At 34.7% G+C, this 15,796-nt stretch carries 14 protein-coding genes; 12 read left to right on the top strand and 2 right to left on the bottom strand.

Annotation, left to right across the window (positions count from 1 at the left end):
- The first annotated feature begins 3 nt into the window (after nucleotides 1-3).
- Nucleotides 4-657 (top strand): polysaccharide deacetylase family protein, encoded by a 654-nt coding sequence (locus CJ739_RS09535; RefSeq protein WP_117174715.1) that lies wholly within the window; start codon nucleotides 4-6, stop codon nucleotides 655-657.
- 221 nt (nucleotides 658-878) lie between these two features.
- Here CJ739_RS09535 and CJ739_RS09530 read toward each other — a convergent pair whose 3' ends face one another.
- Together CJ739_RS09530 and CJ739_RS09520 are read right to left on the bottom strand one after the other, a co-directional pair.
- Entirely contained in the window at nucleotides 879-1,175 is a 297-nt protein-coding gene (locus tag CJ739_RS09530) for a thioredoxin family protein (protein ID WP_117174713.1), read from the bottom strand.
- A 523-nt stretch (nucleotides 1,176-1,698) separates the two neighbouring features.
- Nucleotides 1,699-2,934: a metallophosphoesterase gene (locus tag CJ739_RS09520; protein WP_117174708.1), complete on the bottom strand. Its 1,236-nt coding sequence runs from the start codon at nucleotides 2,932-2,934 to the stop codon at nucleotides 1,699-1,701.
- A 422-nt stretch (nucleotides 2,935-3,356) separates the two neighbouring features.
- Here CJ739_RS09520 and polA point away from each other — a divergent pair, with 422 nt between their 5' ends.
- The 11 genes from polA (at nucleotide 3,357) to CJ739_RS09465 (ending at nucleotide 15,726) form a co-directional block, all read left to right on the top strand.
- A complete protein-coding gene (gene polA, locus CJ739_RS09515) occupies nucleotides 3,357-6,212 on the top strand; it encodes a DNA polymerase I (RefSeq protein WP_117174706.1) in 2,856 nt (951 codons plus the stop codon).
- Between the two features lie 17 nt (nucleotides 6,213-6,229).
- Nucleotides 6,230-6,598, top strand: a complete 369-nt coding sequence (locus CJ739_RS09510; protein WP_117174703.1) for an iron chaperone — start codon at nucleotides 6,230-6,232, stop codon at nucleotides 6,596-6,598.
- 3 nt (nucleotides 6,599-6,601) lie between these two features.
- A complete protein-coding gene (locus CJ739_RS09505; protein ID WP_117174700.1) occupies nucleotides 6,602-6,958 on the top strand; it encodes a bleomycin resistance protein in 357 nt (118 codons plus the stop codon).
- A gap of 224 nt (nucleotides 6,959-7,182) precedes the next feature.
- Nucleotides 7,183-7,638: a 50S ribosomal protein L13 gene (gene rplM / locus CJ739_RS09500; protein WP_117178882.1), complete on the top strand. Its 456-nt coding sequence runs from the start codon at nucleotides 7,183-7,185 to the stop codon at nucleotides 7,636-7,638.
- Nucleotides 7,638-8,024 (top strand): 30S ribosomal protein S9, encoded by a 387-nt coding sequence (gene rpsI, locus CJ739_RS09495; protein WP_117174698.1) that lies wholly within the window; start codon nucleotides 7,638-7,640, stop codon nucleotides 8,022-8,024. The genes rplM and rpsI overlap by 1 nt, the downstream gene beginning before the upstream one ends.
- Before the next feature lie 223 nt (nucleotides 8,025-8,247).
- Complete coding sequence (gene rpsB / locus CJ739_RS09490) at nucleotides 8,248-9,027, top strand: 30S ribosomal protein S2 (protein ID WP_117174695.1); 780 nt, start codon at nucleotides 8,248-8,250, stop codon at nucleotides 9,025-9,027.
- Nucleotides 9,028-9,111: 84 nt separating this feature from the next.
- On the top strand, nucleotides 9,112-10,086 hold the full coding sequence (gene tsf / locus CJ739_RS09485) for a translation elongation factor Ts (RefSeq protein ID WP_117174693.1): 975 nt from the start codon (nucleotides 9,112-9,114) through the stop codon (nucleotides 10,084-10,086).
- A gap of 403 nt (nucleotides 10,087-10,489) precedes the next feature.
- Entirely contained in the window at nucleotides 10,490-11,197 is a 708-nt protein-coding gene (gene pyrH / locus CJ739_RS09480) for a UMP kinase (RefSeq protein ID WP_117174690.1), read from the top strand.
- A gap of 42 nt (nucleotides 11,198-11,239) precedes the next feature.
- Nucleotides 11,240-11,797, top strand: a complete 558-nt coding sequence (gene frr / locus CJ739_RS09475) for a ribosome recycling factor (protein WP_117174688.1) — start codon at nucleotides 11,240-11,242, stop codon at nucleotides 11,795-11,797.
- A gap of 222 nt (nucleotides 11,798-12,019) precedes the next feature.
- On the top strand, nucleotides 12,020-13,291 hold the full coding sequence (locus CJ739_RS09470) for a hypothetical protein (protein WP_117174685.1): 1,272 nt from the start codon (nucleotides 12,020-12,022) through the stop codon (nucleotides 13,289-13,291).
- 47 nt (nucleotides 13,292-13,338) lie between these two features.
- Nucleotides 13,339-15,726, top strand: coding sequence for an efflux RND transporter permease subunit (locus tag CJ739_RS09465; protein ID WP_117174676.1), 2,388 nt, complete (start codon nucleotides 13,339-13,341; stop codon nucleotides 15,724-15,726).
- Nucleotides 15,727-15,796: the final 70 nt, after the last annotated feature.

Below are 15,796 nucleotides of genomic sequence, written 5' to 3'. Positions count from 1 at the left end.
GGGATGACCTTAACGCCAGTAAAAACACCATTAGTTGCCAAAAAGATGTTCCCAAACTATGTTTGGGACATCCCAACTAATGATAAGGTTTTATATCTTACGTTTGATGATGGTCCTACCCCGGAAATCACCAATTGGACATTAAATACATTAAAGGAATACAACGCAAAAGCTACTTTTTTTTGCATTGGAAATAATATTGAAAAACACCCTGAAATCTTTCAAAACATTTTAAACGAAGGACATGCCATTGGCAACCATACAAACAACCATATTAAAGGCTGGAAAACAAAGGCGAAAGACTACATTGAAAACACTTTAGAAGCTGAAAATATTATAACGAATCAAATTCAGGATTCAGAATTCAGGGTTCAGAATTTTTTCCGTCCACCTTACGGACAGATAACCCCCAAACAAGGGAACAAACTCCTAGAATTAAACTACAAAATAATTATGTGGGATGTACTCTCTTTTGATTGGGATAAAGACGTATCGAAAGAAACGTGCTTAAAAAATGTGACTTCAAATGCAACCAACGGAAGTATCGTAGTATTTCACGATAGTATAAAAGCCTCAAAGAATATGCAATATGCATTACCAAAAGTAATGGCATATTATAATGAAAAAGGATTTGTATTTAAATCTTTAGAATTTTGATTATTCGCTTTTTATATAATAAAGAAGCAACTAATTAATGCTAATTGGTTTTGCGTTAGGGATTACTCATGCATATTATTTTAAATTGATGAAATCGTGAATGCTATGCATTTGAAGTGGAAAGCCCACAGCGAGGTGCGAGCGAGGACTTGTATCGGAAAGCCCGACCTTTAGGGAACGCCCTAAAAAATATAAAAAAGAGATTCCTGCCTTCGCAGGAATTAAACATACTTTTGAATGATGCCAATAAGCGTATTAGCATCTTGCTCACCGCTTTGGCGCCATTTCATTTCGCCGTCTTTATAAATAATTAATGTTGGCAGTGTTTTTACACGCAACGCTTCGGCAAGCTCTTCGTTTTTTTCAACATCAATTTTAATCACTTTAGCCTTATCGCCAAGTGCAGCAGCTACATCTCTTAAAACGGCATGCATTGCTGTAGATTGGTCATTCCAATCCGTGAAAAATTCTAACAAAACAGGAATTTCTACATCAATTAGTTCCCCAAATTTTGACATACTCTATTGTTTATTAGTCAAATGTACTTATACAAACCTACGCAATTTTTCGAAAATATCAATAAACATGGTGTTTATAATGTATTGAACTCATCTTTCCTTTTTTTGATTGAAGCGAAAATACCCTTTGCGCAAGCTGGCTTGTTCGCTAAAATAACCCATCTGGTTATTTTTATACGTTCTGTCCTGCCCCATATTTTACATTCAAATGAAAAAAGTCAAAATGAGTTCCTTACTATAAAAGTAAGTAATTACTTTGTATAATAAAAATTATTGTTGTCCGATAAAACTTTTGAAATTCTCTGTAAACACAGTGACAATGGCTTTTTAAAGAGATTACTGATTTGCGGCCTTGCTTTTTGTAATGATATGTTACTTAGCGAGTATTAAAACAGAAAAGCAAATAGACATTTGAGCATCCATTTGTTGCCCTTTAGTCTCACTTGTCTATTGTCTATTTTCTTTATTCTATTTTCTTTTAGCAAAGCGGTCTTGAATCTTTTAAATGAATAAAACATAAAAATTAGGTTGTACTTGCCCCCTTTTTAAGTTCAATTACCGTAATCTCTGGCCATATCCCCACACGTCCTGGAAATGCCAAATACCCAAATCCTCTATTCACATTGATGTATTGCCCCATTTCTTCGTAAATACCTGCCCAATATTTGTAACGCCATTTTACAGGACTCCATTTAAACCAACCTGGTATTTCAATACCAAACTGCATACCATGGGTGTGACCACTTAGTGTTAAGTGGTAATGATAATCATCATCAATCACAACTTTTTCCCAGTGGGTTGGGTCGTGGCTCATTAAAATTTTAAAATCGTCTTTTTTAATTCCCGAAGCAGCTTCCCGTAAATCACCTGCTTGTTTAAAACCACCTGTGCCCCAGTTCTCAACACCAACCAAAGCGATACGTTCACCATCTTTTTCTAAAAAACGGTTTTCATTCAATAATAAATCGAAGCCAATTTGCTTTTGAATGGTTTTTAAATCTTCCAAGTTTTGATGTTTAGCTGCTTCAGAATTCCAAGTAACATAATCGCCATAATCATGGTTTCCCAACACCGAAAATTTACCGTCTTTAGCATGTAGCTTATTAAAAATGTCTAGATAGGGATGCATTTCTTCAGCTTTATTGTTCACCATATCGCCCGTAAACAGAATGACATCACTTTGTTGGTCATTAACCAAATTTACGGCGTATTTAACTTTCTCTACATCATCAAAACTTCCCGAATGGATATCGCTTAACTGGGTTATTTTATAGCCATCGAATGCACTGGGTAAATCTTCAAAAGTTAAGGTATATTTTAAAACCTTAAAATTATACTTGCCCTTATAAATACCATATAAAACAGACGCCAACGGAATGGCCGCTAGACCCAATACAATCTGACTAACAAACTGCCTGCGTGATGCAAAATAATTCCCTTTAGCGGTATCTCCCTCGGTAAAATAGCGATACATAGCTTGCGGCACTCTAAAAACATCTTCAGCAAACATGCCTAAAAAAAGAATCGCTTTAGGAATTAAAATCGCTAGAAAAAATCCAAAAGCATAGGCATGGGTATGGGAAAAACCATCACTTCTGTTAAAACCATAATAGTTAAAAACAAAATTCCCAATAACTAATATAGAAACAACCCAATACGATAAATGAAACCAACTATTTTTTGAGATTGTTTTAAATACCTGAAAAGCATATAAATCCAGAATGAAGAAAATAACAAGAAAAATAACCCAACGGAGCATAATTATAAAATTAGTTTGTAAAGTTACTCATTTCGCGTTTTGATTTTCTTATGAAATTGTTAAACGTTTGATTTCAATTTCTAAGTTAAAATTTCATCAATCGTAACCTCCCAAACCCTAAATCAAAAATACTTTTCGTAGTTTTGGTTTCTTGTCTGTTCGAGTGCAGTCGAGAGCTCATTTAACACAAAATATTAAAAAAACCTCTCGACTGCGCTCGAGGTGACAAGATGGTTTCATCTTAGAAACTGTTTAAGTTTTGTTTATTGATGCTTTTTTGACTTATTTTTGGAGCAGATGAGGCGGATTTTTTTCTAATAACAGAGCTATTAGAAAAAAAATTCAACGAAATATGGGTCAAAAAGAAACAAAAAATGGCTTTTAGATAAAATTTAAACAGTTTCTTAATATATTCAATAACAATGTCCGATCAAAAACGTCTTTTTTTAGTTGATGCTTATGCTTTAATTTTCCGTGGGTATTATGCCTTTATAAAAAACCCAAGAGTCAATTCCAAAGGTGTTGACACCTCTGCTATTATGGGTTTTATGAACTCCCTTTTAGATGTCATTAAACGCGAACGTCCCGACCATTTAGCCGTATGTTTTGATAATGGTGGAAGCGTTGATAGGGTTGAAATGTTTGAAGCTTATAAAGCCAATAGAGACGAAACGCCTGAAGCCATTAAAATTGCCATTCCTTACATACAAGACATTTTAAAGGCGATGCACATACCCATTATGACGAAAGAAGGATTTGAAGCCGACGATGTTATAGGAACCCTTTCTAAACAAGCCGAAAAAGAAGGCTATAAAACCTTTATGGTAACGCCCGATAAAGATTTTGCACAATTGGTATCTGAAAATATTTTTATGTACCGCCCTGTTTTTGGAGGTGGTTATGAAACTTGGGGGATCCCTGAAGTAAAAGCAAAATTTGAAGTAACTGACCCTCTACAAGTGATTGATTTTCTTGGAATGATGGGCGACTCTAGCGATAACATTCCCGGGCTTCCTGGTGTTGGCGAAAAAACAGCCAAGAAATTTTTAGCGCAGTACGGCAGTATGGAAAATCTTTTAGCCAATACCCACGAGCTAAAAGGCAAAATGAAAGAAAACATTGAAGGTGCTAAAGAATTGGGATTACTTTCAAAAAAGTTGGCAACCATCATGCTAGATGTTCCTGTAACTTTTCATGCCAAAGATTTTGAATTGGACCAACCGGATCTTCCAAAAGTTACCGAGATTTTTCAAGAGCTGGAGTTTCGTCAATTACTTGCAAATTTTGAAAAAACGTTTGCTGTTGAAGTAGCATCTACATCAACTGAAACTACCTCAACGTCAAATACTAAAGAAGTAAAAGCAACACCTAAAGAAACTGCTTCGGCGGGAGCAGGACAATTTTCGTTATTTGGTGGCGATATATCTACTTCAGAAAAAACAGAAACTGTTTCAGAATTCACCAGAAAAACAGCCGCAACCACCTCACATTTTTACCAAAGTGTAGCTTCTGGTATGGCAACCAAACTATTCATTAAAAATTTAATGACCCAAACGTCGGTTTGCTTTGACACCGAAACAACCAATATAAACCCTATAACAGCCCAATTAGTAGGCATTGCTTTTTCGTGGGAAATTGGAAAAGGGTTTTATCTTCCGTTTCCTGAAGACCAAAATGAAGCCCAAGAACTTATAGAGCAACTGCGTCCGTTTTTTGAAAGTGAAAACATTCAAAAAGTTGGGCAGAATTTAAAATACGACATCAAGGTTTTAGCTAAATATAATATTGAAGTAAAAGGAAAGCTCTTCGATACCATGTTGGCACATTATTTAATCAACCCTGATATGCGTCATAATATGGATGTGTTGGCAGAAACCTATTTAAATTATTCGCCAATTTCTATTGAAGCACTCATTGGTAAAAAAGGCAAAAACCAACTTTCGATGCGCGACGTTCCATTAGAGAAACAAACCGAATACGCTGTTGAAGATGCCGATATCACCCTGCAACTTAAAGAACATTTTGAAAAAGAATTAGGTGAAGCCAATACCCAAAAACTGTTTGATGATATTGAAATTCCGTTGCTTCGTGTGCTGGCCGCTATGGAATTGGAAGGTATTAATTTGGATGAAAAATTCTTGAATTCACTTTCAGAACAACTTGAAAACGACATAAAATCTTTAGAAACCAAAATTTACGCAGAAGCAGGTGAAGAATTCAACATTGCATCGCCAAAACAATTAGGCGATATCTTGTTTGACAAATTAAAATTGGTCGATAAACCAAAGAAAACCAAAACCGGACAGTATGCCACTTCCGAAGATATTTTAAGCTATTTGGCAAAAGACCACGCCATCATTCAGCATATCTTAGATTTTAGAGGGCTATCAAAACTAAAAAGCACTTATGTGGATGCCTTGCCAACACAGGTAGAACCTTCAACGGGTCGTGTCCACACCGATTATATGCAAACTGTTGCTGCTACCGGACGACTTTCAAGTAATAACCCCAATCTTCAAAACATTCCAATTCGTACCGAACGTGGGCGTCAAGTACGCAAAGCATTCATTCCGCGAAGCGAAGACTATATCTTATTAGCTGCCGATTATTCGCAAATAGAACTTCGGATTATTGCTGCCTTAAGCAAGGAAGAAACCATGATCAACGCCTTTAAAAACGGTGAAGATATTCATGCCAGTACCGCTTCAAAAGTATTTAATGTCCCTATTGAAGAAGTCACCCGCGAACAACGTAGCAATGCCAAAACCGTAAATTTCGGAATTATATATGGTGTTTCTGCTTTTGGGTTAAGCAACCAAACCAATTTAAGCAGAAGCGAATCTAAAGAATTGATTGACACTTATTACACGACCTATCCAAAGCTTAGAAGTTTTATAAGTGAGCAAATCGATTTTGCACGTGAAAATGGCTATGTACAAACGGTTTTGGGCAGACGTCGCTATTTAAACGACATCAATTCCAGGAATGCCGTGGTTAGAGGTGCTGCTGAACGTAATGCGGTAAATGCGCCTATACAAGGTAGTGCTGCCGACATTATAAAAATAGCCATGATTAAGATTTACGAGAAACTCCAAACTGGAAATTTTAAAACAAAAATGTTGTTGCAGGTGCATGATGAGTTGGTTTTTGATGTGTTTAAGCCTGAATTGGAAACCATCAAAACGTTGGTTAAGACCGAAATGGAAAATGCCTATAAACTGGAAGTACCATTAGATGTGGATTTGGGTGTTGGTAATGATTGGTTGGAGGCTCATTAATCAATATAACAAAACCCATGAAAACAGATTTCACAACCGTTGATGCTTACATAAAAATATTTCCAAATGATGTGCAGGAAAAACTGAATACGATAAGGAATATTATTATTGAAAATGCCCCTGGAGCTATTGAAACCATTTCATACGGTATGCCTGCTTATAAAACTTACAAAAAACCTTTGGTTTATTTTGCAGGTTATGATAAACACATTGGGTTTTATGCAACACCTACTGGACATGAGGCTTTTGCTGAAGAATTAAGTATTTTTAAACAAGGAAAAGGTTCTGTTCAATTCCCTATAAACACACTATTACCTAGAGACCTGATTGCGCGTATTGTAAAGTTCAGGGTTAAAGAAAATGAAGAAAAATTTAAGAAGAAATAATCTATGTTAACAGACATTCATCCAAAGCTTCCCATGCGTAACAAAGCAGTTACTAAAGACTATTATGTAAATAAACTGGGGTTTGAAGTGTTTGGAAATAAAGATTTTGATGGCTACTTAATGATTCTGAAAGATCGCATCCAAATCCATTTTTTTGAATACAAAGAACTTAACCCTAAAGTAAATTATGGACAAATTTATATCCGAACGAATGCTATTGATACACTTTACAAATCATTTTTAGAAAAGAAAATAACTATTCATCCCGCAGGGCATTTACAAGTAAAGCCATGGGGGCAAAAAGAATTCTCTATACTTGACCCAGATAATAATTTAATAACGTTTGGACAAGCTATTTAAATAGAAAAATAGTGTTTTATCAAAAAATCGCACCTTTTCAATATCATTTTTAAAGTGAACCAAGCCTTCTTTTTAATGTTTAATACAAAATATTAATATCTCTAATTTTCAATAGAACACTTGGTAAATAAAATTTCCCGTTTACTATTTGGTAATCACATAGATTGTCGTACATTTGCAAACTCTTTTTGAGAGAGGAATGTTTAATAAAAATAATTAATAACGTGGACACATTAAGCTACAAAACCATTTCAGCTAACAAAGCAACTGTAGATAAGCAGTGGGTTTTAGTTGACGCTGAAGGTCAATCTTTGGGTCGTTTAGCTTCAAAAGTTGCAAAACTTTTAAGAGGCAAACATAAACCTAGCTTCACACCACACGTTGATTGTGGTGATAACGTAATTGTTATCAACTCAGAAAAAATCAACTTAACAGGAAACAAGTGGAACGATAAAACGTACATTCGTCACACAGGGTATCCGGGTGGTCAAAGAAGTTTAACTGCTACCGAATTGTTTGGAAAAGATCCTGCAAGAGTAGTAGAGAAATCAGTAAAAGGAATGTTACCTAAAAACAAATTAGGTGCAGATTTATTCCGTAATTTAAACGTTGTTGTTGGTTCAGAGCATACGCATGCAGCTCAAAAACCAAAAACAATTAACTTAAACGAATTCAAGTAATGGAAGTAATTCACAAAATTGGCCGTAGAAAAACGGCAGTTGCTCGTGTATATGTTGCCCCAGGAAAAGGGAACATCACAGTAAACAAAAAAGAATTAAACGCTTACTTTACTACATCTACTTTACAATACAAAGTAAACCAACCATTAGCTATGACTAATAACGAAGGTAACTTTGATATTACAGTAAATGTATTAGGTGGCGGTATTACTGGTCAAGCAGAAGCTGTTCGTTTAGCAATCTCTCGTGCTATGTGCGAAGTAGATGCAGAAAACAGATTAACACTTAAACCAGAAGGCTTATTAACAAGAGACCCAAGAATGGTAGAGCGTAAAAAATTCGGTCAGAAAAAAGCGCGTAAGAAATTCCAGTTCTCTAAACGTTAATATCCTGAACTTGATTCAGGATCTTTCAATCAGATACCTTTATCAAATTCAATTAAGCAGATGCTGAAATAAATTCAGCATTATTAAAATTTAACTCAGTTATTGTTGTCCTAGCGTAAAAGCAGGATTTAGTTTAGCATCTAAATGAAGCCTAAAGCATTAAGCTTAAAGCCTAAAGCCCAAAGGAACATTGCTAATTCAACAGAACGTAAACTATTACAAAATGGCAGTAGAAGTAAAAGAATTACTTGAAGCAGGTGTACACTTCGGTCACCTTACACGTAAATGGGATCCAAACATGGCGCCTTACGTATATATGGAGCGCAACGGCATCCATATTATAAACCTTTATAAAACAGCGGCAAAAATTGATGAAGCAGGAGAAGCATTAGCTAAAATTGCAGCATCAGGTCGTAAAATTTTATTCGTTGCAACAAAAAAACAAGCAAAAGATATTGTAGCTGAAAAAGCGGGCACTATTAACATGCCTTACATCACAGAAAGATGGCCAGGTGGTATGTTAACTAACTTTATTACTATCAGAAAAGCTGTTAAAAAAATGGCTTCTATTGATAGAATGAAAAAAGACGGTACGTTCTTAACGCTTTCTAAAAAAGAGCGTTTACAAGTAGATCGTTTAAGAGCTAAGTTAGAGAAAAACTTAGGTTCTATTGCAGACATGACACGTTTACCAGGTGCATTATTTGTAGTTGATATTAAACGTGAGCACATCGCTATTAAAGAAGCTCAAAAATTAAACATTCCTATTTTTGCAATGGTTGATACCAACTCCGATCCACGTCAAGTTGATTATGTTATACCTGCAAATGATGATGCTTCTAAATCAATCGATAAAGTGCTATCTTATGTAACAGCATCTATTGCTGCTGGTTTAGCCGATAGAAAAGCTGATAAAGATACAGACCAAGAAGATGACGACGTAGTAGTGGCACCAACAAAAAAACGTGCTTCTAAAGCTGTTGTTGCCGACGAGGAAGAATAATTAACAATTTCACAATACAAATAAGTCGTTTAATTATTTTCTTTACAGGAATATTTGAACGACTTTTTTAAATTTTAAAAATATATGGAATCTACAGTAAAAATTACAGCAGCTGAGGTTAATAAATTAAGACAAGCTACTGGTGCAGGAATGATGGATTGTAAAAAAGCTTTAGTTGAAGCTGAAGGTAATTTCGACAAAGCTATTGAAGTTTTACGTAAAAAAGGTCAAAAAGTTGCTGCTAACAGAGCAGACCGTGAGTCTTCTGAAGGTGCTGCCATTGCAAAAGTCAATGCAGACAATACCGTAGGTGTTGCTATTGTTTTAGGTTGCGAAACCGACTTTGTTGGTAAAAACGAAAACTTTATTGCTTTAGCAAACCAATTAGCAGATTTAGCTTTTAACTACAACACAAAAGAGGAGCTTTTAGCTGCCGATTTTGGTGGGATGACAGTTGCTGATAAATTAATTGAGCAAACTGGTGTTATTGGTGAGAAATTAGATATCAATGCTTTTGAAAAATTAGAAGCACCTTATGTTGGTAGCTATGTTCATATTAACAAGATTGCTGCTTTAGTAGGTTTAACGGCTAATGTGAAAAATGCTGAAACATTAGCAAAAGACGTTGCTATGCAAGTAGCTTCTATGGGAGCTTCTACATTATCTTACAAAGATTTCGATCCTGCTTTTATTGCTTCAGAATTAGAGGCAAGAATTGCTGTTATTGAAAAAGACAACGAAGAATTAGCGCGTTTAGGTAAAACACTTAAAAACGTACCTCAATATATTTCTATGGCACAATTAACGCCAGAGGTATTAGCTAAAGCAGAAGAAGAAGCAAAAGCTCAATTAAAAGCAGAAGGTAAACCAGAACAAATTTGGGACAAAATTTTACCAGGTAAAATTGAACGTTTCATTTCAGATAACACTACTTTAGACCAAGAACAATGTTTATTAGATCAAAACTTTATTAAAGATGATAAAATAAATGTTGCTAAATATGTTGCATCTTACGGAGATGTTGCTATTTCAGGATTTAAACGTGTTGCTTTAGGATAATTTTCATTTTTTCAGGAAATGAAAATCTAATAAAACAATAAAATTTTCAAAAAAACCACTACACTATATCAGGTAGTGGTTTTTTTTATAGAAGTGGTTTAAATTTTTTCCAATTGGCTAAAAAACCGCCCTTTTTGCCCACTCTATGTCTTTTTTTCTTTCCGTAGCAATGCTATGCAACTCTAAAAAGACTTCGATTGGACAAAAAAATGACTGATTTTCGCTTCAATCGAAAAAGTTTAAGCCACTTCATAAAAATTCCGCTTTAGCAATTTAAGATATTGTTTATATTTGCTGAACTTTCAAAAATTAAGATGTAATAAGCAACTAATAATATTGTGAAAACAACTAAATAGTTAATTTGCGAATTGCATCTGACCTTTATAAGCAATAAAAATTACAGATGAAATATAAAAGAATTCTTTTAAAACTATCTGGTGAAGCCCTAATGGGAGATCGCCAATATGGTATCGATCCAGAACGTTTATCCGAATATGCACAAGACATTAAAGCCATTACCGATAAAGGCGTAGAAGTCGCCATAGTCATTGGTGGAGGTAATATTTTTAGAGGTGTAGCTGGAGCAAGCAATGGTATGGATCGCGTACAAGGCGACCATATGGGTATGCTAGCAACCGTTATAAACGGCTTAGCTTTACAAAGTGCCTTAGAAGATGCTGGATTACCAACACGTTTACAATCTGCTGTGCATATTAACCAAGTTGCAGAACCCTTTATTAGACGCAAAGCCATGCGACACTTAGAAAAAGGACGTGTTGTTATTTTTGGTGGTGGCACCGGAAATCCTTATTTTACTACCGATTCTGCAGCCGTTTTACGTGCTATCGAAATTGAAGCCGATGTTATTTTAAAAGGAACACGTGTTGATGGTATTTATAATGTAGACCCAGAAAAAGATGCTAAAGCGATTAAATTCAATTTTATATCGTTTGATGATGTGTTGCGAAAAGGCTTAAAAGTAATGGACACCACGGCTTTTACGCTTAGTCAGGAAAACCAACTTCCAATAATAGTATTTGATATGAATAAAAAGGGCAACTTACTAAAAGTTGTTTCTGGCGAAAAAGTAGGTACCGAAGTAAACCTCTAAATTTGGCGTAATTTTTGAGTAATTGATTGAAAAAATAATGTTATGAATGAAGACATACAATTTATATTAGACACTGCAAAAGAAGCAATGGATAGTGCCATCAAGCATTTAGAAAAGCAATTTGTTAATATTAGAGCGGGAAAAGCAAGTCCTGCGATGCTTGGAAGTGTTATGGTTAATTATTATGGTGCCCAAACACCCTTAACCCAAGTTGCTAATGTAAACACCCCCGATGGTAGAACTATTACAGTACAGCCTTGGGAAAAAAAGATGCTTCAAGAAATTGAAAAAGGCATTCAAATTGCAAATCTTGGTTTCAACCCAATGAACAATGGCGATACCATCATCATTAATGTACCACCTTTAACTGAAGAACGTCGACGTGATTTGGCAAAACAAGCCAAAGCTGAAGCTGAAGACGCTAAAATAGGGGTTCGTTCTGCTAGAAAAGACGCCAACAACGAGATTAAAAAATTAGACGACGTTTCTGAAGACCTAAAAAAGAACGCCGAAGTAGATGTACAACATTTAACAGATAAATACGTTAAAAAGATTGATGACCTTTTCGAGACCAAAGAAAAGGAAATTATGACTGTATAATTGAACTCGTTTAAACTTTTCACAATTGATTAAAAAATGGTCTTTTTGCACTCGCTTTTTTGTCTTTTCATTCTTCCATAGCCCTGCTATGCAACTCAAAAAAGCCTTCAACCGAATATAAAATGACTAATTTTTGTTTCAATCAAAAAAGTTTAAACGAATTTATTTTAAAGCGACTAACAAGTCGCTTTTTTTACAAACTATAGCTTTTGCATTATTCCTATGTATAAATATTGTATCTTCTTCTTTTTTACTTTGTATGCTACAATATTTCAAGCACAATCCAGTCATGAAACCTATTTAGAAACCGCTCAGGATTCTATTAAAAAAAGCGCCTTTGCAAAAGCTCTTAGCAACGGATACATTCCCACAAAATATTTCAATTTCGACTTAAAGTATCTTATAAAATACAATCAATATGAAGGTGTGCGAACAGGAATTGGTGGTATTACAAACGATGCGTTTTCAAAAAAAATAAAAATGAATGGCTACGGGGTTTATGGGTTTAGAGACCACCGTTTTAAATACAGTATTGGCAGTAGTTTTCATTTAGACAAAGAAACCAATACTTGGATGACACTTACCTATACCGACGACTTAGAAGAAACCGGAAGCACCAAATTTTTAACTGATAAACGTTTTTTTCAATTATTTGAACCCCGTTTACTTAACATCGATTTATTCCATAAACACATCACAAAGGCTATAGCATTCGAGCATCAAATCTCAAACAACTTAAACACCGAAGTAGAATTTTCAGTAAGCAATATTGACCCCACTTATAATTACGGATATATAACTGATAATGGTGTCTTAAATACTTTTGACTTAAGCTTTGCAAAATTTGCATTACAATGGAGTCCTTTTAAAAGTTCCAATGTTTCAGAAACAAGGTTAAAAGACATTAAAAATGAGTTTCCACTAGTTACTATACAATACACAAAAAGCTTTAACGATGTATTTAATAGCGACTTAAGTTTTTCAAAATTAGACTTTAAAACGATTTATCAAATTGGCAAAAAAGATGGCAATCTTTCTGAGATTACTTTAGTTGCAGGAATAGCAAAAGGAGATATTCCGTTAACCCATTTATACCACGCCTACCCTAATAATATTAATAAAGAAACCATTATGCAACGTTTTTCGGTTGCAGGCACCAATAGTTTTGAAACCATGTTTTTTAATGAATTTTTTTCTGATAGGTTTGCAACACTACACTTTAAACATTTCCTTAAGCCCTTTAATATTTCAGAGCGTTATAAGCCGCAAATGGTTTTGATTACCCGTTATGCCATTGGCGACACGAAGCAACCGGAAAAACACCAAAACGTCACTTTTGGTTCGCTTAAAAAAGGTTATACCGAATCGGGTTTCGAAATTAACAAATTACTTTTCGGATTCGGATTAAGCTTTACGTATCGCTATGGTGCTTACCACCTACCTGAAATTGGTGACAATGTTGCTTTTAAGTTTACATTTAACTTGACTTTATGAGGTAATACCCTCATTTTTTCTACCTTTGCGCAACTTTTATTTTAGGCATGTTAAAACTTTTTACCAAAGATTTTTGGGACGTTATCGCAAGGTTAATTTTACGTAATAAAATAGGCATTCTTGTTACTATTATTATTATAACCATTTTGTTCAGCACGCAATGGAAAAATATGCGTTTTTCCAATACCGAAGCGAACCTGCTGCCGGATGATCATGAAGTAAATATTACTTATAACAACTTTTTAAAAACCTTTGGAGAAGAAGGAAACCTTGTTATAATTGGTGTAAAAGACAGCTCTTTATTATCGGCTGATAAGCTAAATGCTTGGAATAAATTAGCAGATAGTTTTAAAAAATATGATGAAGTAGAAACGGTTATCTCTGTTAAAGACCTTCAAAAACTCGTAAAAGATACGCTCCATCAAAAGTTTAGCTTAAAACCATTTATTAAAGATTCTATCACTTCCTTAGTTCAAATAAATGAACTTAAGGACGAACTTTTCAATAAATACCCTTTTTACGATAATTTCTTATTCAATAAGAAAACAAAAACCATAAGAACCATTATTTATCTTGACAAGGCCATTGTTAACACATCGGCTAGGAAAGATTTTATAATTAATGAATTAGTGCCAAAGATTGAAGATTTTGAGACAGCTACAAATTTAGATGTTCGCATTTCGGGCATGCCTTATATTAGAACGTTAAATGCCCAACTAATAATTGATGAAATTGTCTGGTTTGTTTTGGCTGCTTTATTGGTAACCTCCCTTATTTTCTTTTTCTTTTTTAGGTCGTTTAGAGCCACGTTCATTTCATTGATAGTTGTATGTATTGGAGTTATGTGGACCTTAGGCATTATTGGCGCCTTAAACTACGAAATAACGGTTTTAACCGCTCTTATTCCGCCATTAATTATTGTTATAGGTATTCCAAACTGTATCTTTTTAATTAACAAATACCAACACGAAGTAAAACTGCATGGTAATAAAGTAAAATCGTTACAGCGTGTTATCACAAAAATTGGTAATGCGACTTTAATGACCAATGTGACCACAGCTTCTGGTTTTGCCACGTTTATTTTCACTGAAAGTACACTTTTAAAAGAGTTTGGTATTGTAGCTTCTTTAAGTATCCTCTCAATTTTTGTATTGTGTTTGCTAATTATTCCTATTATCTACACATTTTTACCTTTTCCTAAAGACAGGCATTTAGAACACCTAAACAAACGTTGGATTGGCGGTTTTGTGAACTGGATGGAGCGCATGGTAAAACACGAGCGTATAGCCATTTACTCGGTAGCCTTAGTTTTATTGATCGTAAGTATTATTGGCATCTATCAAATAAAAATTTCGGGTAGTTTAATTGAAGACATGCCTCAAGATTCTGAATTTGTTAATGATATCCGTTTTTTTGAAGATGAATTTAACGGCATCATGCCTTTAGAGTTCATGATTGACACCAAACGCAAACAAGGTGTTATGAAACTTTCGACACTAAGGCGTATGGACGAGCTTCAGGAATTAATTAACGACATACCCGAATTATCAAAACCCATTTCGGTGGTCGATTTGGTTAAATATTCCAAACAAGCCTATTACAACGGTAACCCTAATTTTTACCAACTGCCTACATCGCAAGAAAATAGCTTTATATTATCGTATGCAAAAAACTCGACATCGGACGTCGATTTACTCAAAAATTTTGTTGATAGTACAGGTCAATATGCCCGCATCACAACCTTTATGAAAGATATTGGAACTGATAAAATGGAACGCATTGAAGAAGACATTCAAACCAAGATAAACAAACTTTTCCCTAAAGAACAATACACCGTTACTATGACGGGTAAAGCCTTGGTATTTCAAAAAGGCACAGCCTATCTGGTTAAAAACTTAGCTATTTCTTTATCGCTTGCTATCCTTCTAATAGCGCTGTTTATGGCATATATGTTTAGGTCTGGGCGTATGATAATTGTTTCGTTAATACCTAATCTTATTCCGCTGTTGGTAACCGCAGGCCTTATGGGCTATTTGGGTGTTCCTATTAAACCTTCAACCATTTTGGTGTTTAGTATCGCCTTTGGAATTTCGGTAGATGATACCATTCACTTTTTGGCAAAATACAGGCAAGAACTACAGGCAAACAACTGGAAAATTAAAACATCTGTTTATGGAGCTTTGCGCGAAACGGGAGTAAGTATGTTTTACACGTCTATCGTACTGTTCTTTGGCTTTTCGGTATTCACCATCTCTGATTTTGGTGGCACAGTAGCTTTAGGAGCATTGGTTTCGGCAACTTTGCTATTCGCTATGTTATCTAACTTGCTTTTACTTCCTTCCTTACTGTTGTCGTTAGAACGCAGTATTGCCAATAAAGAAGTATTAAGAGAACCAGCCATAAATATTATTCCAGAGGAAGACGAAACCGATTAGTCTAAAAAATTCTGAATTCAGAATTCAGAATTTAGAATTTTCTATATTTACATTAAAAATTTTAAAGCAT

This window comes from Mariniflexile sp. TRM1-10 (assembly GCF_003425985.1).
Taxonomy (GTDB): Bacteria; Bacteroidota; Bacteroidia; order Flavobacteriales; family Flavobacteriaceae; genus Mariniflexile.
Note: the sequence above shows the minus strand (reverse complement) of the source record. Positions and strands in the feature narration are given on the sequence as shown.

Coding starts and splice junctions, on each gene's coding strand:
- tsf (WP_117174693.1), top strand. CDS start 9,112: ATGGAATCTACAGTAAAAATTACAGCAGCTGAGGTTAATAAATTAAGA.
- pyrH (WP_117174690.1), top strand. CDS start 10,490: ATGAAATATAAAAGAATTCTTTTAAAACTATCTGGTGAAGCCCTAATG.
- CJ739_RS09530 (WP_117174713.1), bottom strand. CDS start 1,175: ATGTCAAAATTTGGGGAACTAATTGATGTAGAAATTCCTGTTTTGTTA.
- frr (WP_117174688.1), top strand. CDS start 11,240: ATGAATGAAGACATACAATTTATATTAGACACTGCAAAAGAAGCAATG.
- CJ739_RS09535 (WP_117174715.1), top strand. CDS start 4: ATGACCTTAACGCCAGTAAAAACACCATTAGTTGCCAAAAAGATGTTC.
- CJ739_RS09470 (WP_117174685.1), top strand. CDS start 12,020: ATGTATAAATATTGTATCTTCTTCTTTTTTACTTTGTATGCTACAATA.
- rpsB (WP_117174695.1), top strand. CDS start 8,248: ATGGCAGTAGAAGTAAAAGAATTACTTGAAGCAGGTGTACACTTCGGT.
- CJ739_RS09505 (WP_117174700.1), top strand. CDS start 6,602: ATGTTAACAGACATTCATCCAAAGCTTCCCATGCGTAACAAAGCAGTT.
- rpsI (WP_117174698.1), top strand. CDS start 7,638: ATGGAAGTAATTCACAAAATTGGCCGTAGAAAAACGGCAGTTGCTCGT.
- CJ739_RS09520 (WP_117174708.1), bottom strand. CDS start 2,934: ATGCTCCGTTGGGTTATTTTTCTTGTTATTTTCTTCATTCTGGATTTA.
- CJ739_RS09510 (WP_117174703.1), top strand. CDS start 6,230: ATGAAAACAGATTTCACAACCGTTGATGCTTACATAAAAATATTTCCA.
- CJ739_RS09465 (WP_117174676.1), top strand. CDS start 13,339: ATGTTAAAACTTTTTACCAAAGATTTTTGGGACGTTATCGCAAGGTTA.
- polA (WP_117174706.1), top strand. CDS start 3,357: ATGTCCGATCAAAAACGTCTTTTTTTAGTTGATGCTTATGCTTTAATT.